Genomic DNA, 23905 nt, shown 5'->3' with positions numbered 1-23905 from the left:
ACCGACGGCGACCGAAGCGCACTGAGGCGACGCGGTCGGCCTGACTGCGGGTGACCTATCATCTGGGTATGACCACGAGATTTCTGCCATGAGGCTGCGCTCGGTCGCGGCGCTCACCGCCGCGCTGCTGCTCACCCTCGCCGGTTGCAGTTCGGGATCGCCTGCGAGCCAGCCGAGCCCGACACCGACGACGAAGCCGGTGCTCAGCGACCCGATCGACCTCGACTACCTCTCCTCGATCATCGTCGACGACGGAGTCGGCCGCGCCCTCGTCACGGACTGGAACGCCCAGAAGGTTCGCGCGATCGATGCGAAGGGAACCGAACTGTGGAGCATGCCCACGCGCGTCGACGACGAACGCGGGGGAGCGGAGGCCTACTCGGTCGGCGACACCGTGGTCATCCACGACTACTCGGGAAAGACCGCGGCCTACTCGTGGGCCGATGGCACGGAACGATGGGCGTACACCCTGCCCGGCGGCAGCGAGTCCTGCCATATGCCCGAAGGCTTCGGACCGCAGACGACGGGAACCGACCCCATCCTCGGCGACGGCGAACTCATCCTCCTCAGCTACTACGGGGCGATCGAGGAACCGGGATGTCAGCCCACCTCGGCGAACGGCAATCTCACCGTCGTCGCTCTCGACCCGAAAACCGGGAAGGAAGCGTGGCCGGCACTGTCGGTCGGGCCGAAATCGCGGACCTTCGGCGGTGCGCGGGTGAACATCTCACCCGACCGGTCGACCGGCTACCTCTCATGGGAGGACGACGGAGACTCGGCGCTCACCCGGATCGACCTGGGCTCCGGGAAGCACTCGACGATCTCCCTCGAGCAGGCGCGTTCGGTCGACGACACCGAGTTCGACTACTACGACGTCATGCCCACCACCGAGGCGGACTCCGCCCTCTACGTCTACGGCACCGACGATCCCGACGACCCGATGAGCTCAGCGGTGACCCGTGCGGCGGTCCTCGACCTCCCGGCCGGGCCGTCGCCGGCATCGAGCCCGGTCATGGCGATCGCCGACACTACGGCGGAGGCGACGATGACAGACACCTTCGACCCGGTATGCACCGTCGACCTCCAGTTCACCCCGAAGGGCGAGGCGACGTGCGTGCAGCCCCAGCTCTACGCCTCGGCGATCAAGTACCAGGGAACGTACGGCGGACTGAAGGCGTGGGAGGCCGATGCCCCCGAGGCGGCCTTCGACTCGATCGGCTTCCCCGGTGCCCCGCAGACCGCACCGGTCGACGGACCCGAGGGCCCGCTCCTCATCGTGCCCGGGCTCGAATCCGGTGTCGACGCACTCGATGCGCGGACCGGTGTGACCGTGTGGTCGGCAGGGGATCCGCGAACCGTCGGCGAGGTGGAGTCGGAGGACGACGGACAGTTCGGAATGCCATGGGGCGGACAGGGAGTGATCCCGGAGCTCGGGCTCGTCGTCGTCACCGATGCGGGGTGGACGCGCTTCTACGACTCGGCGACAGGGAAGACCGTGAGCGAGCGGAAGGAATCCGAGTTCGCCGCTCTGTCCTCTGGGCGACGCTTCGTCCTCGTCTCCGATGAGGATTCGACGACGATGTGGGCCGTCGTCGACCGGTGACCCTAGTTCCGCCGGTCCTCGACGAGCCGGTCGAACGTCGCGCACAGCGGCCAGAACTGGGACTGCGGCAGCGGCGTGCCTGCGAGTGAGGCCTCTAAATAGCTGAGGTGTGCAAGCCAACCGGTCGCGTACGAGTCGATGAGGTCACCGAGTCCCCGGTGGCGCAGGATGAGCATCGCCGTGGGTTGACTCTCCGCGGCCGGTGCGGTGGCGTTCTGCTCCGGGACCGCGTCGAGACCGCGGCCCTCGAGATGGTCGGTGGTCGAGACGGCGACGGCGATGCGGCTCGTCGGTTCGTCGGGAAACGACCAGCTCAGTTCCGCACTGTGCTCGACGGCAGCCCCGCCAACCCGGTCCCCGTCCGCGCCATCCTGGCCGGCACGTTCCTGAGCAGGACGATCCCCGTCAACCTGGTCCCCGTCCGCACCCTTCCCGCCGATCGCGAGCACCTCGGAGCGGCAGAGGTAGCTGTCGGCATGGTCGATGATGATCTCCCCGCCGAGGCGGGTGTCGAAGACGAGCGGACGCCCCAGCCACTCACTGATCGAATCGACGTTCTGCAGGTGCGCCCACACGGCATCGGCGGTCGCAGGCAGCAGCCAGGCGATCGTGAGGCAGTCGGTGCTGCGGTCGGGGTCGAGCTGTGTCACCGGCATCGCGTGTCGCTCCTCGGATCGTCATCGACTGCCTCCGCACGGACGGGACCGGGTGCCGTACTCATGGTCCGCGCCTCGGCGAAGAGCCCTCTGCCCCGAGATTAGCGGAACTGCGCACCCGCGTGACAGACCGAACCGGCCTCAGGCCTTGTACTCTGTCGTCTATGGACACGGCAGAGGAGTTCGCGCCACTGGTTCTCATGGTCCTCGTCGTGTGCGTGTCCCCGCTGCTGGCCAGAGCCTCCCGCGGCTGGGTGCCCGACACCGTGTGGCTCCTCCTCGGTGGGCTCCTCATCGGTCCGTCGGTCCTCGGCCTCGCCGCGCCGAGCGAAAGCCTCGGCCTGCTCTCCGAGATCGGACTCGGCCTCCTCTTCCTCCTCGCCGGCTTCGAGATCGACCCGCAGGCGATGCGCTCCCGCCAAGGCCGGCTCGCCTGGCTGGTATGGGCGGTCAGCTTCGCCCTCGCCGTCGTCTTCACCGCCGTCTTCGCCGGTGAGATCGGCTTCTTCGGCTGGGCGGCCGTCGGCATCGCCCTGACCTCGACCGCGCTCGGCACGCTCCTGCCGATCCTCAGCAACGCCGGCGTGCTGCGAACTCCCGTGGGCGCGGGCACGATGGTCCACGGCGCCGTCGGCGAACTCGGTCCCGTGCTCGCCATGGCCCTGCTGCTGACCGGCCGCGACTTCTCCCTCAACGCCCTCGTCCTCGTCGCCTTCGTCATCATCATGGTCCTCACCGTCGTCCTGCCCCTCCACCTCGGCAGCCGCATCCCCGCCCTGCGCCGCGCCCTCATCGACGGCGCCAGCGGCACCTCGCAGCTCGTGCTGCGGGTCATCATGCTCGTCCTCATCAGCCTGATGTTCCTCTCCGCCGTCCTCGACCTCGACGTCGTCCTCGGGGCGTTCATCGCGGGCATGCTCGTGCGCAGGATCGCCCCCGCCGAGGCGACCGATCGTCTCGAGACCGGCTTGCAGACCTTGGGGTTCTCCTTCTTCATCCCCGTCTTCTTCGTCTACTCGGGCATGGGCATCGCCGTGGCCGCCGTCGCCGAGGCGCCGCTCATGCTCCTCGGATTCTTCGCCGCGATCGTCCTCCTGCGCGGACTCCCGCTCGTCCTCGGCGAACGGTTCCTCCACATCACCCCGGGCGTCACGGGACTGCGCCAGCAGACGCAGATCGGCCTCTACGGGGCCACCGGACTGCCGATCATCGTCGCCGTGACCTCCCTGGCCGAGAGCTCCGAGCTGATCACCGCCGAGGTCGGCTCCCTCCTCGTCCTCGCAGGGGCCTGCACGGTGCTCATCCTCCCGGCGCTCGCCGCGCTCCTTCAGGCGACAGCGCCCACGACGGGGACAGATCCCGCCGAGGCGGGGCCCGCGGTGGACGGACAGCGGTGAACTTCCGCGGTGAACCGCCTCGGCGGACCCCCTCGATGAACCGCCTCGACGAATCGGCTCGACGAACCGACTGCGGCCCGGAGCTGAACTCTTCGTATCGGATGGTTGTAAGTTAAATAACTGATGGGTAACGTGGGTGAGCGTTGTGCCTGGTGGCAGACCTGAGTCTCAGAGCGTGACTCAGCGGTTACCGCGATTCGATGGTCCGGTGACTGTTGTCGCACATGTCCGAGAGGTAGGCTCAACGGTGCATGAGACGACAGACGGAGGCAGAGATGGCGGATATGAAGAAGGTGCTCCACAGCCTGACTCGTAACCCCGCCACCCGACGCATCGGGGCGCTGTCGGGCAACACGAAGGGCATCGACGGCGACGACAAGACAGCCGCTGACAGCCCCGAATCGACGGACCCCGGGCAAGATACCGGGCACGACGCCGGCACCGATCGTCGCCGCGGACGCGGCAGCCAGGGCAACGGCGGCAGTCGCAGGGATCGCGATTCCTCCGGTAAGGACCGCCTCGGCGAGGATCCGACCGACGACACCGACACGAACGGGCCGGGCGCGAACGGACCCGGCGGCAACGGCAGGCGGCCGCTGCCGCACGTCGGGGAGCTCACCTCTGCGAGCGAAGACGCGATCGTCGACCCCTCCGAGGCGATCCTCGAGAGCATCGACCTCGATTCGTGGAAGTGGCCGGAGTACTTCGCGTTCGCGCTCACCCGGATGGAGGAGATCTTCCCCAGCGCCGGGATTCCGCGCGGCATCGGCTCCGTGAGCGAATACGTCTCCCAGGACAACGACTTCCGACCCCTGAAGATCGACGCGAAGAAGTGGGCCGCGGCCGACGATGAGGGCTGGGCGACGATCGGCGACGTGCTCGAGAACACCTACACCGACGCCTGGCTCGTCACCCGCGGCGGCGTGGCCATCGCCGAGGAGTACGCGTGGCCGATGAAGCCCGCGCGCCGGCACATGCTCTTCTCCGTGAGCAAGTCGATCGTCTCGATCGTCGTCGGCGCCCTCGCCGATGCGGGGATGCTCAGCGTCGACGACCTCGTCACCACCCACATCCCCGCGCTCTCCGAGAGCGGATACGCCGGCGCCACCGTCCGGGACCTCCTCGACATGCGTTCGGGGGTGAAGTTCTCCGAGGAATACCTGACGAAGGGCTCGGAGATCCGCAGCCTCTTCGAAGCCGTCGATTTCGCGCCCCGGACCCCCACCTCGGCGCATGGGATCAAGGACTTCCTCACGAAGCTCACGAAGGTCCGCGACCACGGCAGCTCCTTCGTCTACCGCAGCTGTGAGACCGACGTCCTCGCATGGATCTGCGAGAACGTCGTCGGCCGTCCCTTCGCCGTCGTGGCCAGCGAGTTCGTGTGGTCGCGGATCGGTGCCGCCCATGCCGCGCAGGTCTGCCAGGACCGGTGGGGCGGGTCGATCGCCGACGGCGCGATCAGCACGACGCTGCGCGACCTCGGGCGCTTCGGCGAGATGATCGCCCGGGGAGGCGTCAACGCGGACGGGACCCGGGTGGTCTCGCAGGCGTGGATCGATGACATCTTCGCAGGCGGTCCTGACTCGGCCCAGGTCTTCGCCGACTCCCCGTCAGGACAGTCGTACCCGGGCGGGATGTACCGCAGCCAGTTCTGGGTGCCCTCGGCCAACCGCGACGTCGTCATCGGCATCGGCATCCACGGCCAGATGCTCTACGTCGACCGGGCCACCCAGACCGTCGGCGTCAAGCTCTCCTCCGATCCCGAGCCGGTGTCCCTGGCCGCCCAGCACGGGACCCTGGCCATGTTCGAAGCCATCACCGAGGCTGTTCCCGTCGAGGCGGTCCCTCCCACGCCGTCCGCCGTGCCCGAGAAGGCAGTGGCCCCGGGTCCGCTGACGGGTGTCGCCGAGGCGCGCGCCGGGCTTCCCGCGGCCGTGGGCACTGCGGTACCCGGCAGTGATGTTCCCAGCGGTACTGCGGCTGCTCCCGGTGCGGCGGGGGCAGGGGCCCCGGCACCGGCGGGGCTCGTCGCCGGAAGCGGAGGCGCGGGAATCACTGCGGGTGGCAGCGGAGGCGCAGTCGCCGCCGTGCCCGGCGTCATCCCCGGCGGCTACGCATACTGAGCGGGCTCTCACTGCCTAGACTTGAGGCACGATGACAGCCGACGATCTCCTGCCCCAGCCTCGGCGCAGTGCACGCCGCGAACCGCACCGCATCGCCGTGCTCGCGCTCGACGGGGTCTCAGCGATGGACCTCGGCGTCCCGGTCCAGGTCTTCGGGGCCGAGTCGAACAGCGTCACCGGGCAGGTGAGCGGGTCGGCGACGACCGCGACCGCCTGGCCGTACTCGGTCGTCGTCTGCGGCGTCGAGGCCGGAACGGTCACCGGCTCCGATGGTCTGGCATACGCACTCGACCGGGGCCTCGACGCCCTGGCCGAGGCCGATACGATCCTCATCCCCGGTGCCGCCTCGGCGGTCGACGGGGAACCTCAGGCAGCCGTCATCGGTGCCCTCCTCACAGCCTTCGAGCGGGGAGCGCGGATCGCAGCTCTGTCGACCGGCACCTTCGTCCTTGCCCGCACGGGGCTGCTGTCGGGTCGGCGGGCGACGACGCACTGGTCGACGGCGCAGGCGCTGGCCCGGCGGTATCCGACGATCGACGTCGACGAGAACGTCCTGTTCATCGACGAAGGGCAGCTGCTCACCTCGGCGGGCGCCGCCTCGGCGATCGACCTCTGCCTCCATCTCATCCGCAGCGATCACGGGGTCGGGCTGTCCAATCAGGTGGCCCGGCGGCTCGTCGCCGCCGCCTATCGCAGCGCCGGTCAGGCGCAGTATGTGCCGCGCAGTGTGCCCGAACCCCTGGGCGACGTCTTCGCCGACACCCGGCAGTGGGCGCTGCAGCACATCGGGGAGGAGCTCACGCTCGCGCAGCTCGCGGCCAATGCGGGGGTGTCGGTGCGGACGTTCTCACGACGGTTCGTCGAGGACACCGGGTACACGCCCATGCAGTGGGTGCTGCGCGCCCGCGTCGACCTGGCCCGAGAGTTGTTGGAGAACAGCGACCTGGGGATCGAGCAGATCGCTGACCAGGTCGGACTCGGCACGGGGGCGAATCTGCGGATGCACTTCCAGCGCATCCTCTCGATCTCCCCGAACGAGTATCGCCACTCGTTCTCCGGATGAGCCGAGGGCTGGCGCGAGTCGGTTCTCGGGAGTCCGGGGCACGCCACCCGGTGGGCGATCTCCGCGCAATCGACCTTGTGGCCGGAAACTTGCGCTCTCTGGCAATAAGACTGGCAAGAACCTTTCGCAGACTGTCGTGCTGGCCACTGTTGCCGATGCTCCGAACTCGAGATCATGGTGATGTACCGGTTATCAGACCTCCCAAGGAGAGACATTGACCCGCATCGCCATCAACGGATTCGGTCGCATCGGTCGCGCCACCCTGCGCGCACTGAGCGAGCGCAACAGTGAGATCGACGTCGTCGCGATCAACGACCTCGGTGACCTCGAGGAGCTTGCCCGTCTGCTCAAGTTCGACACCACGCTGGGACGATTCCCGGGGACTGTCGAGGCCTCCGGCGACAGCCTCGTCGTCAACGGACATTCGATCCGCGTCTTCGCTGAGAAGGATCCCACTCAGCTGCCGTGGGGCGACCTCGACATCGACGTCGTCCTCGAGGCCACCGGCCGTTTCACCAAGGCCGACAAGGCCCGCGCGCACATCGAGGCCGGTGCCAAGAAGGTCCTCGTCAGCGCCCCCTCGAAGGGTGCCGACGTCACCCTGGCCTACGGTGTCAACACCGAGGCGTACACCCCCGATGCGACGATCATCTCCAATGCCTCGTGCACGACGAATGCGCTCGCGCCGCTCGCGAAGGTCCTCGACGACCTCGCCGGCATCGAACACGGGTTCATGACGACCGTCCACGCCTACACCGGCGACCAGAACATCGTCGACGGACCGCACAAGGATCCCCGCCGAGCCCGTGCCGCCGCCGCGAACATCATCCCCACCTCGACCGGTGCGGCGAAGGCCATCGGCCTCGTGTTGCCGAGCCTCGACGGCAAGCTCAGCGGCGATGCGATGCGCGTGCCGGTGCCGGTCGGTTCGATCGTCGAACTCAACACGACGGTGTCGAAGGACGTCACCCGCGACGAGGTGCTCGCCGCCTACCGTGCGGCCGCGGACGGTCCGCTCAAGGGCGTCCTCGACTACGAGGAGGAGCCGGTGGTCTCCTCCGACATCGTCGGTCAGCCCGCCTCCTCGATCTTCGACGCCGAGCTCACCCGCGTCGACGGCCGCAACATCAAGGTCGTCGCGTGGTATGACAACGAGTGGGGCTTCTCCAACCGCGTCGTCGACAACCTCGAGCTCATCGGCCGCAGCTGAGCGGTCCGCCGGTTTCCGTGCGGAGTATCTGCGCGGACCGGTTGCGTAGACAACCGCGCCAGCTCAGCCGCTGACCGCGCACTGAATGCCGTGTGGGGCGCTCCTCGAATCGAGGGGCGCCCCACACTGCTGTGATCGTGCGCATGCCGGCTTCGGTGCGGCGGCCCGCATGCTCGGTGTGACGGGCCCATAGGCTCAGACGGGCGCTTGCAGCCTCGGTGCAGCGGCCTGCTCAGCCTGGTGCCGGAGCCTCACACGTCGTCGGCTCCGGTCGTGCCGCCTTCGTTCTCCCAGCGCTCGACGGCGCGGACCTTGAGGCGGTTGAACTTCAGGCGGACTCCGTAGCCGCCGTCGCTGTCATCGGGGACGAACCGGGCGCCGTAGTGTTCGAGGGCGAGGACGAGGCGACGTTCCTGCTCCGCGGTGAGGTCGTCGCGGCACTTCTCGTAGTCCTTGAGGGCTGCCTTGTCGATCTCGGCCTGCACGGCGACGTCCTTGAGGGACACCTGGGTGAGGATGCGGGCGGCACGGGCCAAGGGGCCGTCGATGATGATCTCTTCGCTGCTCATGTCCTAACCCTGCCAGATGGCCATCGTGCCTGCCAAGGCGGGGTGTCGGCTGACCTGGGGCGGCAGTCTTCCGTTGCTGGAGCTACCAGACGAAATTCCTGTTCTATTCCGCGCCGATGATGTCGTGTCAGTGCCGATGGTTACGCTGTTCGTCAATCTCGCGGCCGCTGGGGCCCGAGCAGCCGCACCGCATCGCGCGGTGCCTGATGGAAGGTCAGATCAATGGAGATCACGACAGAGAGCGTTCGACGTCTGGCGAATCGCTGCCGAGACGTCACCGACACCGAGGCGGGCCCGCGCGGCCCGATCGGCTACCCGCTGAGTCTTGCGCTGTGCATCATCGACGCGATCTACTCCACCGGGTCGCATCCGACCGCGGTTGGGAACATCGTCGACCGCTACATCGCCAGACATGGGAATGCCGACGGCGCGAAGTCCCTGCGGTATTCGATCGCCTCGGTCGGCGGGGAGAGAGCATGGGCGGAGACGGTGGCCCACAATCTCAAACCGGCCAGCACGCAGGCGGGCGCGCCGCTCAAGGCCGCAGTCATCGATCAGGCGACGAGGCTCATGGCCGATCTCGACATCGAAACGGTTCCCGATCTGCTCTCGGCAGTCGAGGCGAACCCCGAGGATAACGAGGTGCTCAGCGGGTGGACGACCCTGCCGAGCCAGAGTTCGAAGGTGACGTTCTTCCACCTCCTCGCCCTTGCCGGATCCGCTCATTTCGAACCGGATCTTCGGGTCCGACGGTTTCTCACGGACATCACCTGCGAGTTCCTCCCTCCTTTCGCCGAGGTGGGTCCCGGTGACGACGACCACCCCGGTACCGCTGAATATGAGAGCCGCTTCGCCGAGGCGGTCGATACGGAGCCGTCCGACGAGGAGGTCGGCGAGGCGGTCGTCGAGGAGGGGGCGGGTCTCGGAGATGAGTGGGCCGGCCCCGGTGGAGACTGGTCGCCGGCAAACGGTCGGTGGGACTTCAGCGGCCCGGGATTCGGCGATCACCCGATGGAGGCAGACGACGCCCGCCGCCTCATCAGCGAGACCGCCGATGTCCTCGGAATGCGCGTCGATGAGCTCGGGCGACTCGTCTGGCAGCTGGCTCACGGACGCATCCGGCCGCCACGTCGCAGGCAGGACACCGAAGCGTGGAGCGGCCTCGCCATCAGTGCGGGGTGAGCCGTCGACAGCGAGGGGCGATCACCTGACCTCAGCCCTTCTGCTTCGCCTTCCGGTTCTCCTTGACGAAGGCGAAGACGAAGACTCCGACGATGAGGGCGATCGTCACCCACAGCGAGTATTTGTCGATGACCTTGAGGACGTCGACGGCGGCCCTGCCGAGCTGATAGCCCAGCAGCGCCCAGAGCAGGGTGAAGAGCATGCTGCCGAGGAAGTTCGCGGCAAGGAAGAGCCTCAGACGCATACCCGTCCACCCGGCGACGATGTAGACGAGCGGCTGGGGCACACCGGGGCACGGGGCGATGAGCGTCATGAGGAAGAGTGCCCACTTGGGGATGCGCTTGAGCCGATCGATGCGGCGAAGCTGACGCTCATCCTGGGCGAAGAGGCGCAGCACCCCGTCGGCCCAGCGTCGTCCCGCGAGCCAGAACGCCCAATCGAGTTTCACCATGCCGATGAACCCGGCGAGGATGACCAGCCACAGCGGAATCTCGCCGACGCGGGCATAGGCACCGGCCGCAACGATCGCCGTCTTCGCGCCGTTGATGAATTCCTGGAGCACCGGCGCGTTGACGAGCATCCACGGTCGCACCGGCAGCAGCGCGAGATAGATGACCGGGACGCCGATGATGATGAAGAGGAGGAGTTTGTCGAGCGGAGCGGCCTTGCCCTGCCACGGTTTGATCGCTGCCCAGGGGTTCTCCTCGGCGGCCGGCTTCTCTCCGGACTCCTCACCGGTGCCGTCCGGCTCCTCGCCCGCCGAGGCGGTGGTCCCGGCTGATTCGGAAGAGGCGTCGGGGGTGGCCGCCTGAGCGTCGCGGTCCTCGACGGAAGAGCCGCCGGTCTCAGCGGAGGACTCGTCGCGGCGGATGGACTCGTCGTGGCGGCGTTCCTCGCTGATGGCATCTCCTGCGACTGCGTCGACGGTGGGCGTTCACAGTATCGCACGACAGCCCGGAGTCTGCTTAAGAAGACTCTCATCGCCGACGACTCGACAAAGCCGACCCCCCTTGGGCAGGGTGGACAGTGTGGGGCGACACTCGAAGTTTCTCAGCGCGGCGGTGACCGGGCTGGTCGTTGTTCTCGCCGGATTGGCCTTCGTCATCGTCCGCGGCACCGCCCAATCGCAGACACCCGACCTCACCCCGGTCCACGTTTCTCCCACCCCGACTGATCCGGGCGGAAGCGCAGAAGAAGACCCCGCCGATGCCGACGCCGGCGGCTCAGGTGACGGACGCTCACCTGGAGGAGGCGCGTCGGCCTCCGGCGATGCGTCATCGCAGGGACAGGGCGAACTCCAGCACAGCTACGAACCGGCCCCGAACCCGCCGCGAGAAGTGCCCGACGACGATGACGCAGACGACTCAGGCGACGACGATGACGACGACGATGACGGAGATGTCGATGACGACGACTGATCGTCGCATCAGGCTCACCGTCGAGAACCGTCTGACCATCGCGGTCTCCGTGCTCTCGGTCCTCACTCTCACGATCGTCGGACTGGTCCTCTACTCGGTGGAGTCGAACAACGTGTCCAATCGCATCTCGTCCTCGATGTCACAGGAGATCGGGGAGATGCGGGCATTCGCCCAGACCGGCGTCGACCCCGAGACCGGTCGACCCTTCGTCTCCATCGACCACATCCTCGGTCAGTTCCTCGCCCAGAACCAGCCGGATGCCCACGAAGCCCTCTTCGCGTTCCTCAGCGACGGACGGGTCCTCTACCAGGGCGAACCGAGCGCACTCGTGCGCGGCTCGCAGCCCCTCGAACGGGCGGTCGCTGCGGAATCGGACCAAGGAGGGGAATTCTCGCTGCGCGTCGACGGCAGCGAGTACGTGGGCTTTGTCCTCCCCGTCGCAAGCGTCACCTCGAGCAGCGAGGCGACCAGCACCTCATCCGCTTCGCCCCCTGCCCCATCGGCCGCGCCCACGTCAGCGGGAGCGCCTGCAGGCGGCTCGGCCGGAAGCGGCGGTGTCGACCCGGAGAGCGCACGCGGGTCGTTCGTCATCGTCACCAACGCCACCGCCAGTCGGGCCGACCTCACACAGGTCATGCAGCTCTACGTCGTCGTCGCCCTCTTGGCGACGCTGATCATCTCCGGCATCTCCTCCGTCCTCGCCCGACGTCTGCTCTCCCCGGTGACAGAGCTCAGGCAGACCGCACAGTCGATCTCCGGCGGCGATCTGAGCAATCGGCTCGAAACCCGCGGCAACGACGACATCGCCGAACTCGGTCGCACCTTCAACGCGATGCTCGACCGCCTCGAATCCTCGTTCGCGGCCCAACGGCAGTTCCTCGACGATGTGGGTCACGAACTGCGGACGCCCCTGACGATCCTCAGCGGTCACCTCGAGACCATGAACGCCGCCGATGTCGACGATGTCGACGAGACTCGGGCGCTCCTCCTCGACGAGACCGACAGGATGGCCCGACTCGTCGAAGAGCTCCTCGTGCTCGCCCGGTCCCGCCGGCCCGATTTCGTCCGCCCGGAGACGGTCGATGTTCCGAGCCTTCTCGACGATGTCCTCGCCAAGGCGACAGGACTGGCAGACCGGCAGTGGCAGATCGAGGTTCCCGCCCACCTCGAGCTGCGCGCCGACCGTCAGCGACTCACCCAGGCGCTCCTCCAGCTGGCGGCGAACGCCGTCGACCACACCGACGACGCCGGCACGATCACCTTCGGCGCCGAGGAGGACGCGACGCACGTTCACCTCTGGGTGCGCGACGACGGTGAAGGGGTGCCCCCGGAGATCGCCGCGGACATCTTCGACCGCTTCACCCGCGGAACCTCGGAGGGCGATGGCTTCGGGCTCGGTCTGTCCATCGTCGGCGCCATCGCCCACGCCCACGGCGGCACCATCGTCCTCGACCCCACCGAGGAGGGTGCCCGGTTCCGTCTGATCCTGCCGAAAGGACACCCGTGAAGAGAATTCTCGTCGTCGAGGACGAAGACCGGATCTCCTCGTTCATCGCCAAGGGCCTCGGTGCCGCCGGATTCGCAGCAGAGATCGCCGCGGACGGCATCACCGGCCGTGACCTGGCGGTGACAGGCGAGTTCGACCTCCTCGTCCTCGACATCGGACTGCCCGGCCTCGACGGCTTTCGCGTCCTCGCACAGCTGCGCGAACAGCGCCCGACGCTTCCCGTCCTCGTCCTCACCGCGCGGGACAACGCCGAGGACACGATCTACGCCCTCGAATCCGGGGCCGTGGACTACATGATCAAGCCGTTCCGCTTCGGTGAACTGCTCGCCCGCATCCGGCTGCGGCTCAAGGAGACCGTGCAGGAGGTCCCCACGACCGAACTGACGCGCGGTGATGTGCGCATCGACCTCCTCGGTCGCCAGGTCTGGGTCAGGGACCGTGCCGTGGACCTCTCGGCCAGGGAGCTCTCGTTGGCCGAGATCCTGCTGAAGAACCGCGGCAACGTCCTCTCGAGAGAACAGCTGCTCTCCCACGTGTGGGGATTCGACTTCGACCCGGGCTCCAACGTCGTCGACGTCTACGTCGGCTACCTGCGGCGCAAGCTCGGAAGCGACTTCGTCACCACGGTCCGAGGGTTCGGCTATCGCGTCGACTGACCTGATGAGAGGTCTCTCATCCTCGTCTCATCGCGACCTTAGTCTTCGCGACCACGCTGAAGGGTATGACAGAGAACCTGAGAATCGCGCTCTTCTCCCATGACTCCCTGGGCCTGGGCCATATCCGCCGGAACCGTGCGCTCGCCTTCGCGCTGGCCGCTCAGCTGCCGGAACTCACGGGACGCTCGGTGAGCGGACTCCTCATCGCCGGCAGCCCCGAGGCCGCCCGCTTCGACCTGCCCGGCGGCTGGGACTGGGTGATCCTCCCGGGCGTGACACCATCGGCCGGCGGCTACGCCCCGCGCGCGCTCGCCTCGACGATGGAGGGACTCAAGAGCCTGCGATCGGCGGCCATCACAGCGGTCCTCGAACAGCAGCAGCCCGACCTCTTCATCGTCGACCGGCATCCTTTCGGCATCGACGGCGAGCTGACCGAGGCGCTCGGCCGGGCCCGCACCCACGGGACCCGCACGGTGCTCGGCCTCAGGGAAGTGCTCGACGACCCCGCTGTCATCGCCTCGGAATGGGCACGTGTCGGCGGTCCCGGCGCGGTCGCCTCGGCGTTCGACGAAGTGTGGATCTACGGCGATCCGGAGGTCTACGACCCGCGCACCACCGGCGAAGTGCCCACCGAACTCGCCCGCCTGGCCAGAACCACCGGCTACCTCAGCCTCACCCAGCGGGAGAAGGTCGCATCCTTCGCCGATCCGGTCCTCAGCGCGGCAGAACCGTTCGTCCTGACCTGCCTCGGCGGCGGATCGGACGGAGCGGCCCTGGCCGAACGCGCCATCCTCGCCGCGCCGCCCGACGGCCACCGGCACATCGTCGTCGTCGGCCCGCAGATGCAGTCCGCCGAGGTCGACCGCCTCACCCGGTCAGCCCCCGAACGGGCGCACATCGTCCGGCACTGCCCGGACATGCCCGGACTCATCGCCCGCGCCGCTGCCGTCGTCTGCATGGGCGGGTACAACACGATGGCCGAGGTCATGGCCACCGCGACCCCGGCCCTCGTCGTTCCCCGGGTCGGTCACCGGGAGGAGCAGCCTCGTCGAGCCCGAGCGCTCTCCGCCGCCGGAGCCCTCGAATCCTGCCTTTTCGCCGAGGCGACTCCCGAATCCCTCGGCGACTGGTTCGCCCGGTGGGTCGGGTCGACGATGTCGAGAGGGCACATCGACCGCAGCGGCCTGCACACCGTCCCCCGCCTCGCCGCTGAGCTGCTCGGCCAGGTCAGCGCAGTGCCGCTGGCGACCACGACCGCCCGCCCCCATCCCACTCTCACCGAGGAGGCCCGCTGTGCCGTCTGAGACCGCCGTGACGCCGATCCCGCCTCGGCGGGGCTACGTCCTCAAGATGTATCCCCGCTTCTCCGAGACCTTCATCGTCTCCGAGATCCTCGCCCGCGAAGCGGCGGGTGAGGACATCGTCATCTTCTCCCTGCGTCCCTGCACCGACGCGCGGTTCCATCCCGAGCTCGCCAGGGTCAGAGCCCCGGTCATCCACGTTCCGCGGCCCTCGAGCGCTCGTGGCTTCTGGGAGCTGTGGCAGGAGGCGAACGCGGACCCGGTCGTCGCGCAGGCGGCAGCCGAGCACCTCGGCGAGCTGCTCGACCTCGACCACGACGACGTCGCCCAGGGCCTCGCGGTCGCCCGGCTGGCCCGGGACCACGGCGTGACCCATCTCCATGCGCACTTCGCGTCGGTGTCGACGACGATCGCCCGAGCGGCCTCGCTGCTCACCGGCATCCCCTACTCGTTCACCACGCATGCGAAGGACATCTTCCACGACAGCGTCGTCACCGCCGATCTCGCCCGCAAGGCCGCCGACGCCCACCACATCGTCGCGATCAGCGATTTCAACAGGGCATTCCTGGCCGCTCGGCTCGGCCCGGCCCTGGCGAAGAAGATCCATGTCGTCCGCAACGGCCTCGAGATCGACCGCTTCCCCTACCGTCCCGCACGCCCCGCGACGACGACACCGGCGCTGCTGGCCGTGGGCCGACTCGTCGAGAAGAAGGGCTTCGCCCATCTGCTCGACGCGCTCGCCCTGCTCGCTCGACAGGGACGGCGCTGTCGCCTCGACCTCGTCGGCACTGGCCCGCTCGAGGCGGACCTGCGAGCGCAGAGCACCGCACTCGGCCTCGACGACGCCGTGACGATGCACGGGGCACTGACCCAACGGGAGGTCCAGGCGATGGTCGACGGGCACGACATCCTCGTCGCCCCGTTCGTCCCCGCCTCCGACGGCAATGTCGACGGTCTGCCCACCGTCCTCCTCGAAGGCATGGCCGCGGGCATCCCCTGCATCGCAGGAAGTGTGACCGCCGTGCCGGAGATCGTCGTCGACGGAGTGACCGGGTGGCTCGTCGACGGCACCGACCCGGGGGCGATCGCAGCCGCCGTCGCCGAGGTGGTCGACCGACGAGCAGACGACCCGGAGTCGCTGCGACGGATCACCGACACAGCCCGTGACCGCGTCTGCGCCCTCCACGACTCCCGCGTGCAGGCCGAGGAGCTCGCAGCACTCATCGCCGCTCCCGCAGAAGAACTCGAGGTCGCCTCATGAGAATCGCCTACCTCCTCCTCGACCCCGGCATCGGGGTGTTCGGCACGAAGGGCGCGAGCGTCCACGTGCAGGAGGTCATCCGCACGTTCCGGTCCCTCGGTCATGAGGTCACCGTGTTCTGCACACGCACAGACACCGAGGTGCCCGCCGATCTGGCCGATCTCGACGTCGTGCGCCTCGACCTTCCCGCGGGGCTCGATCGGGGCAGTCGGGAGGTCGAACTGCTGCGGGTCTCCGACGCGCTCGCCGATCTGGTGGCCACGCAGCACCCGGAGACGGAACTCGTCTACGAGAGATACTCCCTGTTCTCGACGGCCGGTGCGCGGATCAGTGACCGTCTCGATGTTCCCCTGCTCCTCGAGGTCAACGCACCGCTCATCGACGAACAGCGCACTCACCGTGGTCTGGTCCACGACGACCATGCCGCTGCGGCCACCGCGGTCAGCTTCGGTCGGGCACGGCGCCTCGTCTGCGTCAGCGACGCCGTCGCGGACTGGGTGCACAGAGAGCACCCGGGGCTGCCCGATGTGACCGTCGTGCCCAACGGCGTCGACACCGACCGGATCGTCCCCGGACAGGGGGGAGACGGTCCGGTGCGCATCGGCTTCGTCGGCACCCTCAAACCGTGGCACGGCACCGACCGACTGCTGAGCGCCTGCGCAGGACTGCGAGGACCGTTCGCACTCGACATCGTCGGACACGGGCCCGAAGCCGAGACCCTCGCCGAGCTCGCCGCCGACCTCGGGCTGGGCGACCGAGTCACCTTCCACGGTGCGCTCGCCCCCGCTGAGGTTCCCGCCCGGCTGCGCGCCTTCGACATCGCTGCGGCCCCCTACCCGTCGGGGCCGAACTACTTCTCACCGCTCAAGGTCTACGAGTACATGGCCGCAGGGCTGCCCACGGTCGCCTCGGCAGTCGGAGCCCTCCCCGACCTCATCGACGGAACCGGGCTGCTCGTCCCGCCCGATGACACCGGCGCCCTCACCGCCGCGCTCCAGACGCTGCTGGACGACCCTGCGCTGCGCACCCGCATGGGAGACACGGCCCGCGCCCAGGCGGTGGCGAACCATTCGTGGGCCCGTCGCGTCCGCGACATCCTCGACCCCGTCCTCCAGGAGACCGCATGAAGCTCCGCCCGAAGCGCACCGCCGCTCAGCGCGCCGCCGACGACCGGCACGGTGGTCGGCCGGCGGGGACATCCTCCGCCCCGCCGACCGCCACCGCTCTGCGCCGGACCCTGCGCATCATCACCCCGCATCTGAGCCGGCACACGTGGCTGATCATCGCGGGCCTCGCCGCGCTGCTGGCCGATGTCGTCTTCCGCATCCTCGAGCCGTGGCCGATCAAGATCGCCGTCGACGCGGTCACCGCAGCGCTCGGAGCGAACATCGGCACGAGCTTCGGCCTCGGTTCGGGGCCGGCGACGACACTGGCCGCAACGGCGATCGGGCTGGCCGTCATCGTCGCCGGACGCGCACTGGCCAACTACACGTCGACGATCTGCTTCGCCCTTGTCGGCGCCAGGGTGGCCACCCAGCTGCGCTCCCGGGTCTTCGACCACATCCAGGCGCTGTCGCTGAAGTACCACTCCCGCGCCTCGATCGGCGACACCTCGCAGCGTCTCGTCGGCGATATCGGCCGTCTCCAAGAGGTCGCCGTCACCGCGGGACTGCCCCTGCTCGGCAACATCATCACCCTCGCCCTGCTGCTCGTCGTCATGGTCGTCCTCGACCCGGTGCTCTCAGCGATCGTGCTCGCCACCGCCGTCGTCTACGGTCTCCTCTCACGGTTCTCGACACCGAAGATCACGACCGCCTCACGATCGACGCGCAAGGGAGAGGGCCGCCTCGTCGGATCCGCCGCCGAAGCCCTCGGGGCGATCCGCGTCGTCCAGGCCTACGGGCTCGAACGTACGGTGGCTGCCGACTTCGCCGACGGCAACGAACGCGCGCTGCGGGCCGGGGTCCGCGCCCGTCGCCTCGCCGCCGGTCTCGAACGTTCGACGGATGTCCTCGTCGGCATCTCCCAGGCGCTCGTCCTCGCCTTCGGCAGCTATCAGGTGCTCCGAGGTGCGATGACGCCCGGAGATCTGGTCCTCTTCCTCCTCTATCTCAAGATCGCGATGAAGCCGCTGCGCGATATGGCGAAGTACACCGGACGCATCGCCCGCGCCACCGCCTCGGGAGAGCGGATCGCCGATCTCCTCGACGAGCCGATCGAGATCGCCGACCGTCCGGATGCACTGACGATGGGCCCGGTGAGTGGGGACGTCGTCTTCGACGGCATCCGGTCCCAGGACGGGCACGGCCGCCCGCTCTTCGACGGACTCGACCTCCTCATCCCCGCCGGGCAGAGGGTCGGGATCCTCGGCGCCTCCGGGGCGGGCAAATCGACCCTGACGAGCTACCTGCTCCGCCTGGCCCAGCCCGAAGAGGGACACATCTACCTCGACGGCTACGACACCGCCAAGGTCACCCGGTCCTCCCTGCGCGGCAGTGTCTCGGTCCTCCTCCAGGAGTCGGTGCTCTTCGCCGCCAGCGTGCGGGAGAACATCCGCTACGGGCGCCTCGACGCCACCGACGCCGAGGTGGAGGCCGCCGCCCGCGCGGCCCGCGCCGATGAGTTCATCCGGGAGCTTCCCGACGGGTACGACACAGTGCTGGGCAACCGCGGGGACACGCTCTCCGGAGGTCAGCGGCAGCGGCTGGCGATCGCCCGCGCCCTCGTCCGCTCCGCTCCCGTCGTCGTCTTCGACGAGGCGAGCACCGGACTCGACCCGCGCACCCGAGCGCAGGTCACCGAATCGCTGTGGGCGCTCACGGAGGGACGCACCGGCATCGTCATCACCCACGACGTCGCAATGGTCAGAGGCCTCGACCGAGTCGTGTGGCTCGAAGGCGGCCGGATCGTCGAGGACGGTTCGCCCCAGGTTCTCGCCGCCGACCCGTCGAGCCGGCTCGCCCAGTGGATGCGCGACCAGGACGATGGTCAGGGCAGCGACCGGTTCGCCGAGGCTGCCCCGGCCCGGATCCGGTCCGCGGTCACCCGCAGGGGCGGGCAACCGCGGCGATCGACGGCCGTGGAAGCAGGGGCGCACCGATGACGACGCTCGAGACCACACCACCGGTGCCCGGCCACGCCCGCGGCCTCGGCGTGCCCTTCGTCGACGAGCTGCGTTCGGACTCCGCGCTCAGCGCTCGCCTCGGGTTCCCTGTCCGCCCCGTGCGGATCCGCGTCAAACCCGGCCGCAGTGCGATCGTCGCGTGGCAGCGGCTCGGGGGCGAGGGCCTGGCCGGGTGGGGGTGGTCGGCGGTGATGCGGGATCCCGACAAGCTGGGCAACCTCGATCGGCGTGCCGCACGCAGCGGGGAGGCTCTCCACCGTCACGCGGTCGGCGATGGCGGTTTCGTCCTGCTCAGCGGGGGAGTGCGCGCGGATCCGAAGCTCGGGCGGCTCATCGGGCGGGCCGCTCGGGCCATCGACATCGACACGTGCGCCGTCGTCGGCTGCAACCCCGGGCGCAGGGTGCTGCTGCGCCATCCCGGCCGCACGGTCATGGCAGCGGGAGCAGACACGGCGGACGGCGGCGGTGGTGTCGAGCTCGTGCGGATCGGCGCCGATTCCTTCGACCATATGATCACCGCCTCGGCGTGGTGGCGGACTCGGGGGCTGCCGACTCTGCCCGTCACCCGCCTCGGCGGGCAGGCAACAGCGGTGCGCACCCCGTGGTGGGGGTCGGGGGACCTCGACCGGTTCCCGGACCGATCGCTCGCCGAGGCGGTCGGCGGGGTGATCGCGGAACTCCACGCGCACAGTCCGACCGGGCTGCCCGCGGCAGGGCATGACCCCTCACCTCTGGCGATGCTCGCCGGGGCGCAGCGCCTGCTCTCGCGTCTCCTCGGCGAGGACGACCGTCTCGCCGGTCTCGTCCGGCGGATCGGACAGCGACTCGAGGCGGCGGACATGCTCGATGGCCCGCGCCCCGTCCATGGGGATCTCAGCCCGGATCAGGTGCTCATCGGAGACGGTGAGATCCGGATCATCGACCTCGACCGGGCGGGCGTCGGGTCGGCGGGGATGGACCTCGGGCGGTGGCTCGCGGCCTGCCGTCTCCGTGATGACGGCAACGGCCGGAACCTCGAGGAGGGGTTCCTGAGCGGGTATGCGCGCGCCGGCGGCACATCGGTGTCCGGCGGACCTGCTGCCTCGGTCCATGATGCCTGGGCGGCGTGGGCGCTGCTGGTCACCGCGGTCGAACCGTGGCGCACGTGCCGACCCGATTGGCAGGAGCGGACCGACCGGCATCTCGTCCTCGCCGAGGAGGCGCTGAGCGGTGTTCCGGGGCGCGGCGGCCTCCGGTCGGCAGTCCCCGAGCCCGAGGCCGCCGTTCCGATCCCCCGGACGGTCGCCGTCGACGGCGTCGACGCGCAGGTGCGACGGGCGTGGCCGGAGAAGAGCGGGCGGATCGCCTTCGAGGCGGTCGCCGACGGGAGGCTTCGCGCCGGATACCTCGCACTCGGCTCCGACCGGAATGCGCCGCGAGTGACGGTGCTACGTGAAGGCGTCGACCCGCAGCTGCCGGGACTCGCGCCGCTGCTCAGCGGGACGGAGCCCGGACGGCTCATCTCGCATCGGCCCGGTCGGCGTGCCGTGGTCGCTCTTGCCGACGGCACCTTCGCCAAATGCGTGCGCGAAGGCCGGACGGGGACGATCCTCGCCGGTCAGGAACGCTCTGTCGCCTTCGCCGCAGGGTTCACCCTCCCGACGGTGCTCGATGCCGACGCCTCGACGGTGCGTCTGTCCCGGGTGCCGGGCGTCGAACTCCACGACCCCGGTCGCCTCGGTGAGCACTGGGAGCGTGCGTGGACGGACTGCCTGGCAGCCTGGGCACAGGCCGGCTCGTTCCCGGAGCAGGGCCCGGCTGCGTCCGGCGACTCTCACGGTCCGACGTCGGCGACCACGCATTCGGCCGCAGACGAAGCACGCGTGCTCGAGGACTGGCGCGACCGCGCCGCCGGCCCCCTCGGCGCTCTCACGGCCGGACTCGACCCGTTCCTGGCCGAGGTCACCGCAGAGCTGCGCGAGGGCGCTGCGGTGGGGGCCGATACGACCGGGATCGCCGCCTCTGCGGCGGATGCTCGGGGCAGCTGGGGGCCGGTGCACCGGGACCTCCACGACAAGCAGCTGATGTGGGATGCCGCGGCGGGGCCGGGTCTGCTCGACGTCGACACGGCATGTGCGGGCGAACGGGAGCTCGACCTCGGCAACCTCTGTGCGCACGCCGTATGGCGGCGCGAGCAGGGGATCTGGTCTCCGGCCCACGCCGACGTCGTTCTCACGGCGATCCGGGCGACCGCCTCGGCGAACGGCTTCGACCCGGTCAGGGTGAGACTGTACGAGCGGGCGACCCTGCTGCGCCTGGCCTGCGTCTATGCCTTCCGCCCGCAGTGGGCGGGCAGGACCGGGGCGCTCCTCCGGGCGGCGCGGTGAGGAGCGCTGAGCGGTCTCAGCTCTGCGTGCTCCGGCGGGCGTCGCCCCAGATGTCGACGCCCGAGTCGACGGCGAAGGCATCGATCGAGGCGAGCTCATCCTCGGTGAACGGCGGGGCGTCGAGCGCGGCGACATTGTTCTCCAGCTGGTCGATGCGGCTGGCGCCGATGACGAGGGAGGAGACCCGCGGGTCGCGCAGCGCCCAGGCGAGTGCCATCTGCGCGAGCGACTGACCGCGCGCCTCGGCGATCCGGCCGAGACCGCGGATCCGTTCGAGGTTGTCGGCGGAGAGGAACCCATCCTTGAACGAGGGTGTGGCCTTGCCTGCTCGGGAGTCCTCGGGCACTCCGCCGAGGTACTTGTCGGTGAGCAGACCCTGGGCGAGAGGGGAGAAGGCGATGACCCCGAGTCCCTCCTCGGCGGTCGTGTCGAGGAGGTCGTCGTCTTCGATCCATCGGTTGAGCATCGAGTACGAGGGCTGGTGGATGAGCAGGGGAGTGCCGAGGTCGCGGGCGATGCGCGCGGCCCGCGCGGTGTCGGCCGCGGAGTACGAGGAGATTCCGGCGTAGAGGGCGCGACCGGAGCGGACTGCGGTATCGAGCGCGCCGATGGTCTCCTCGAGCGGGGTCGAGGCGTCGGGTCGGTGGGAGTAGAAGATGTCGACGTAGTCGAGGCCGAGGCGGGCGAGGGAGGCGTCGAGGCTCGAGAGCAGGTACTTCCGACTGCCGCCGGGACCGCCGTAGGGCCCGGGGTGCATGGCCCAACCGGCCTTCGTCGAGATGATGAGCTCGTCCCGATAGGGGTGGAGGTCTTCGCGGAGCAGACGCCCGAAGTTGGTCTCGGCGGATCCAGCGGGTGGGCCGTAGTTGTTCGCGAGGTCGAAGTGAGTGATGCCGAGGTCGAAGGCGCGGTGAACCATGTCGCGCTGAGTCTGGAAGGCGACGTCGTCACCGAAGTTGTGCCACATGCCCAGCGACAGTGCGGGCAGGACGAGGCCGGATCGCCCGACGGGACGGTAGGTCATCGAGTCGTAGCGGTTCTTCGCGGCGGTGTACACAGATGTCTCCCCGGGCAGGCGAACAGTGGCTCTCTTCAGCTTAGGTCACGGGGCCTGTTCGGCTGCGATGTCCGCCTCGGCGGCGAAGTTGCTGATGCGGGCGGCGAGTTTGAGGTCGCGGTCGGTCACCGCACCGGTGTCGTGGCTGGTCAGGGTGATGGCGACGCTCGGGTAGGTGAGGGTGATGTCCGGATGATGGTTGGCGGCCTCGGCTGCGGCGCCGATTCGGTTGACGAATTCGAGCCCGGTCGCGAAGTCTCCCGTGGCGTATCGGGCGACGATGGTCTCGTCCTCGCCACGCCAATCGGTCAGCCCAGCTGCTTCGAGGGCATCGGTGAGTGTGTGTCCCGTGTATTCAGTCATGGTTCCATGCTAGGAACCGCGGTCTGTCGCGGGAACCCCTCGGCCGCGATTGCTCCCGAACTGTGTCGACGCTCAGTGCGGACGGTTCGCGATCGGCTGCGTCCGTGGCCCGGTTCTGGCCCGGTGCCGGCGCACGGCGTCGCGGTTGGCGCATCGGACCGAGCAGTAGCGCTGACGTCCGCCGCGCGTGACATCGACGACGACGTGCTCGCAGTCATCGCCGGGTGCCAGGCCTGCCGCGCATCTGCCGAGGCGGTGCATGCCGCGTGTCGTCAGGTGCAGAGCTGTGCCCACGGAGATGACGGCGCGCAGCACGTGGGCCAGGGACTGGTCGGCATCGCGGTAGTGCAGGTGCCAGCCTTCGCCGTCGTGGTCGACCAGCCGTGGGAAGGTCGCGGCGTGTGCCATGACCGCATTGAGCATCTCGGCGCGGTGCTCGGCGGTGTCGGCATCGACGATCTTCAGCCATTCGTCGATGACGGCACGGGTGTCGCCGAGGTCGGTCGGCGTGCGGGTGAACCCCATCGTCATCCCGAACTCCCTGGTCCGGGCTTCGATGCCGTCGCGATCCTCAGGCCAGTCGTCTGCGAGCGAGGCGGCGAGCAGCACCGCATATTCGCCGTAAGGGTTGAGTTGCATAAGACCATTACACCAGGGTGGAGTCATGGACACCAGAGCAGAACGCGAACACATCCACGGTGAGCCGCAGCCGAGTGGGCATTCGTCGACCGAGGCGGACCTCCGCTTCCCGCGGACCGGAAGTCCCTGCGCAGAGGACATGCCCACGCCGGGCGGACATCCGGCTGGCTGCCACGACGCCGCGGGCGGCTGCCGCGACGCCGATGGGGGCGGCGGCGCATGTGAGCACGGGTGGCTGACGGAATCGCGCCACCGAATCTCGACGGGGACGATCGTCTACGTGCGCTGCGTGCGGTGCGGGGCTCGGCGGGTCGATCACCTCGGCGGAAGCGCCCGTGTCCCCGACGCACTCAGTCGCACGCTCTTCGCCGATGCGCTCAGTCGCGCAATCGGCCGACCGTGCGGTTGAC

General features: G+C 69.1%; 21 protein-coding genes. 15 read left to right on the top strand and 6 right to left on the bottom strand.

Annotated features, from left to right (window positions below; genetic code table 11):
* The first annotated feature begins 88 nt into the window (after positions 1–88).
* Positions 89–1603 carry an outer membrane protein assembly factor BamB family protein gene (locus tag AACX88_RS07445; RefSeq protein ID WP_339392402.1) on the top strand — a complete coding sequence of 505 codons (1515 nt, stop codon included), beginning with the start codon at positions 89–91 and terminating at the stop codon, positions 1601–1603.
* A gap of 2 nt (positions 1604–1605) precedes the next feature.
* Here AACX88_RS07445 and AACX88_RS07440 read toward each other — a convergent pair whose 3' ends face one another.
* Positions 1606–2259, bottom strand: coding sequence for a hypothetical protein (locus tag AACX88_RS07440; protein WP_339392401.1), 654 nt, complete (start codon positions 2257–2259; stop codon positions 1606–1608).
* Positions 2260–2423: 164 nt separating this feature from the next.
* On the opposite strand from AACX88_RS07440, the gene AACX88_RS07435 reads away from it, so the two are divergent.
* The 4 genes from AACX88_RS07435 to gap all read left to right on the top strand — a co-directional run bounded on the left by AACX88_RS07435 (position 2424) and on the right by gap (position 8052).
* The gene (locus tag AACX88_RS07435) at positions 2424–3656 is read left to right on the top strand and encodes a cation:proton antiporter (protein WP_339392400.1); all 1233 of its coding nucleotides are present in this window, start codon (positions 2424–2426) and stop codon (positions 3654–3656) included.
* Between the two features lie 251 nt (positions 3657–3907).
* The gene (locus tag AACX88_RS07430) at positions 3908–5779 is read left to right on the top strand and encodes a serine hydrolase domain-containing protein (RefSeq protein ID WP_339392399.1); all 1872 of its coding nucleotides are present in this window, start codon (positions 3908–3910) and stop codon (positions 5777–5779) included.
* Between the two features lie 31 nt (positions 5780–5810).
* Entirely contained in the window at positions 5811–6842 is a 1032-nt protein-coding gene (locus AACX88_RS07425; protein WP_339392398.1) for a GlxA family transcriptional regulator, read from the top strand.
* Positions 6843–7056: 214 nt separating this feature from the next.
* Positions 7057–8052 carry a type I glyceraldehyde-3-phosphate dehydrogenase gene (gene gap / locus AACX88_RS07420; RefSeq protein ID WP_339392397.1) on the top strand — a complete coding sequence of 332 codons (996 nt, stop codon included), beginning with the start codon at positions 7057–7059 and terminating at the stop codon, positions 8050–8052.
* Positions 8053–8303: 251 nt separating this feature from the next.
* On the opposite strand, the gene AACX88_RS07415 is transcribed toward gap, so the two are convergent.
* The gene (locus AACX88_RS07415; RefSeq protein WP_339392395.1) at positions 8304–8621 is read right to left on the bottom strand and encodes an XRE family transcriptional regulator; all 318 of its coding nucleotides are present in this window, start codon (positions 8619–8621) and stop codon (positions 8304–8306) included.
* A 222-nt stretch (positions 8622–8843) separates the two neighbouring features.
* Here AACX88_RS07415 and AACX88_RS07410 point away from each other — a divergent pair, with 222 nt between their 5' ends.
* Entirely contained in the window at positions 8844–9803 is a 960-nt protein-coding gene (locus tag AACX88_RS07410) for a hypothetical protein (RefSeq protein ID WP_339392394.1), read from the top strand.
* Between the two features lie 31 nt (positions 9804–9834).
* On the opposite strand, the gene AACX88_RS07405 is transcribed toward AACX88_RS07410, so the two are convergent.
* Positions 9835–10383: a DedA family protein gene (locus AACX88_RS07405; RefSeq protein WP_339392393.1), complete on the bottom strand. Its 549-nt coding sequence runs from the start codon at positions 10381–10383 to the stop codon at positions 9835–9837.
* Positions 10384–10864: 481 nt separating this feature from the next.
* On the opposite strand from AACX88_RS07405, the gene AACX88_RS07400 reads away from it, so the two are divergent.
* From AACX88_RS07400 to AACX88_RS07365, 8 genes are all read left to right on the top strand, one after another.
* Complete coding sequence (locus AACX88_RS07400; protein WP_339392392.1) at positions 10865–11221, top strand: hypothetical protein; 357 nt, start codon at positions 10865–10867, stop codon at positions 11219–11221.
* Positions 11154–12728, top strand: coding sequence for a sensor histidine kinase (locus AACX88_RS07395; RefSeq protein ID WP_339392391.1), 1575 nt, complete (start codon positions 11154–11156; stop codon positions 12726–12728). Before AACX88_RS07400 ends, AACX88_RS07395 begins: the two co-directional genes overlap by 68 nt.
* Complete coding sequence (locus AACX88_RS07390) at positions 12725–13384, top strand: response regulator transcription factor (RefSeq protein ID WP_339392390.1); 660 nt, start codon at positions 12725–12727, stop codon at positions 13382–13384. Before AACX88_RS07395 ends, AACX88_RS07390 begins: the two co-directional genes overlap by 4 nt.
* A gap of 65 nt (positions 13385–13449) precedes the next feature.
* Positions 13450–14688 carry a glycosyltransferase family protein gene (locus AACX88_RS07385; RefSeq protein WP_339392389.1) on the top strand — a complete coding sequence of 413 codons (1239 nt, stop codon included), beginning with the start codon at positions 13450–13452 and terminating at the stop codon, positions 14686–14688.
* Positions 14689–14734: 46 nt separating this feature from the next.
* Complete coding sequence (locus AACX88_RS07380) at positions 14735–15946, top strand: glycosyltransferase (protein WP_422614419.1); 1212 nt, start codon at positions 14735–14737, stop codon at positions 15944–15946.
* A complete protein-coding gene (locus AACX88_RS07375; RefSeq protein ID WP_339392387.1) occupies positions 15943–17073 on the top strand; it encodes a glycosyltransferase family 4 protein in 1131 nt (376 codons plus the stop codon). The genes AACX88_RS07380 and AACX88_RS07375 overlap by 4 nt, the downstream gene beginning before the upstream one ends.
* Positions 17070–19049 carry an ABC transporter ATP-binding protein gene (locus AACX88_RS07370; RefSeq protein ID WP_339392386.1) on the top strand — a complete coding sequence of 660 codons (1980 nt, stop codon included), beginning with the start codon at positions 17070–17072 and terminating at the stop codon, positions 19047–19049. Before AACX88_RS07375 ends, AACX88_RS07370 begins: the two co-directional genes overlap by 4 nt.
* Positions 19046–21436 (top strand): hypothetical protein, encoded by a 2391-nt coding sequence (locus AACX88_RS07365; RefSeq protein ID WP_339392385.1) that lies wholly within the window; start codon positions 19046–19048, stop codon positions 21434–21436. Before AACX88_RS07370 ends, AACX88_RS07365 begins: the two co-directional genes overlap by 4 nt.
* A gap of 16 nt (positions 21437–21452) precedes the next feature.
* On the opposite strand, the gene mgrA is transcribed toward AACX88_RS07365, so the two are convergent.
* From mgrA to AACX88_RS07350, 3 genes are all read right to left on the bottom strand, one after another.
* The gene (gene mgrA / locus AACX88_RS07360) at positions 21453–22493 is read right to left on the bottom strand and encodes an L-glyceraldehyde 3-phosphate reductase (RefSeq protein WP_339392384.1); all 1041 of its coding nucleotides are present in this window, start codon (positions 22491–22493) and stop codon (positions 21453–21455) included.
* A gap of 45 nt (positions 22494–22538) precedes the next feature.
* On the bottom strand, positions 22539–22856 hold the full coding sequence (locus tag AACX88_RS07355) for a 4a-hydroxytetrahydrobiopterin dehydratase (protein WP_339392383.1): 318 nt from the start codon (positions 22854–22856) through the stop codon (positions 22539–22541).
* A gap of 72 nt (positions 22857–22928) precedes the next feature.
* Positions 22929–23495 carry a CGNR zinc finger domain-containing protein gene (locus AACX88_RS07350; RefSeq protein WP_339392382.1) on the bottom strand — a complete coding sequence of 189 codons (567 nt, stop codon included), beginning with the start codon at positions 23493–23495 and terminating at the stop codon, positions 22929–22931.
* Positions 23496–23520: 25 nt separating this feature from the next.
* Between AACX88_RS07350 and AACX88_RS07345 the strand changes: the two genes are divergently transcribed.
* Positions 23521–23904 (top strand): hypothetical protein, encoded by a 384-nt coding sequence (locus tag AACX88_RS07345; RefSeq protein ID WP_339392381.1) that lies wholly within the window; start codon positions 23521–23523, stop codon positions 23902–23904.
* Position 23905: the final 1 nt, after the last annotated feature.

The organism is Brevibacterium metallidurans, from assembly GCF_037101285.1.
GTDB classification, from domain to species: domain Bacteria; phylum Actinomycetota; class Actinomycetes; order Actinomycetales; family Brevibacteriaceae; genus Brevibacterium; species Brevibacterium metallidurans.
The sequence above is the reverse complement of the archived record's forward strand: the minus strand, read 5'-3'. Positions and strand labels throughout refer to the sequence as shown.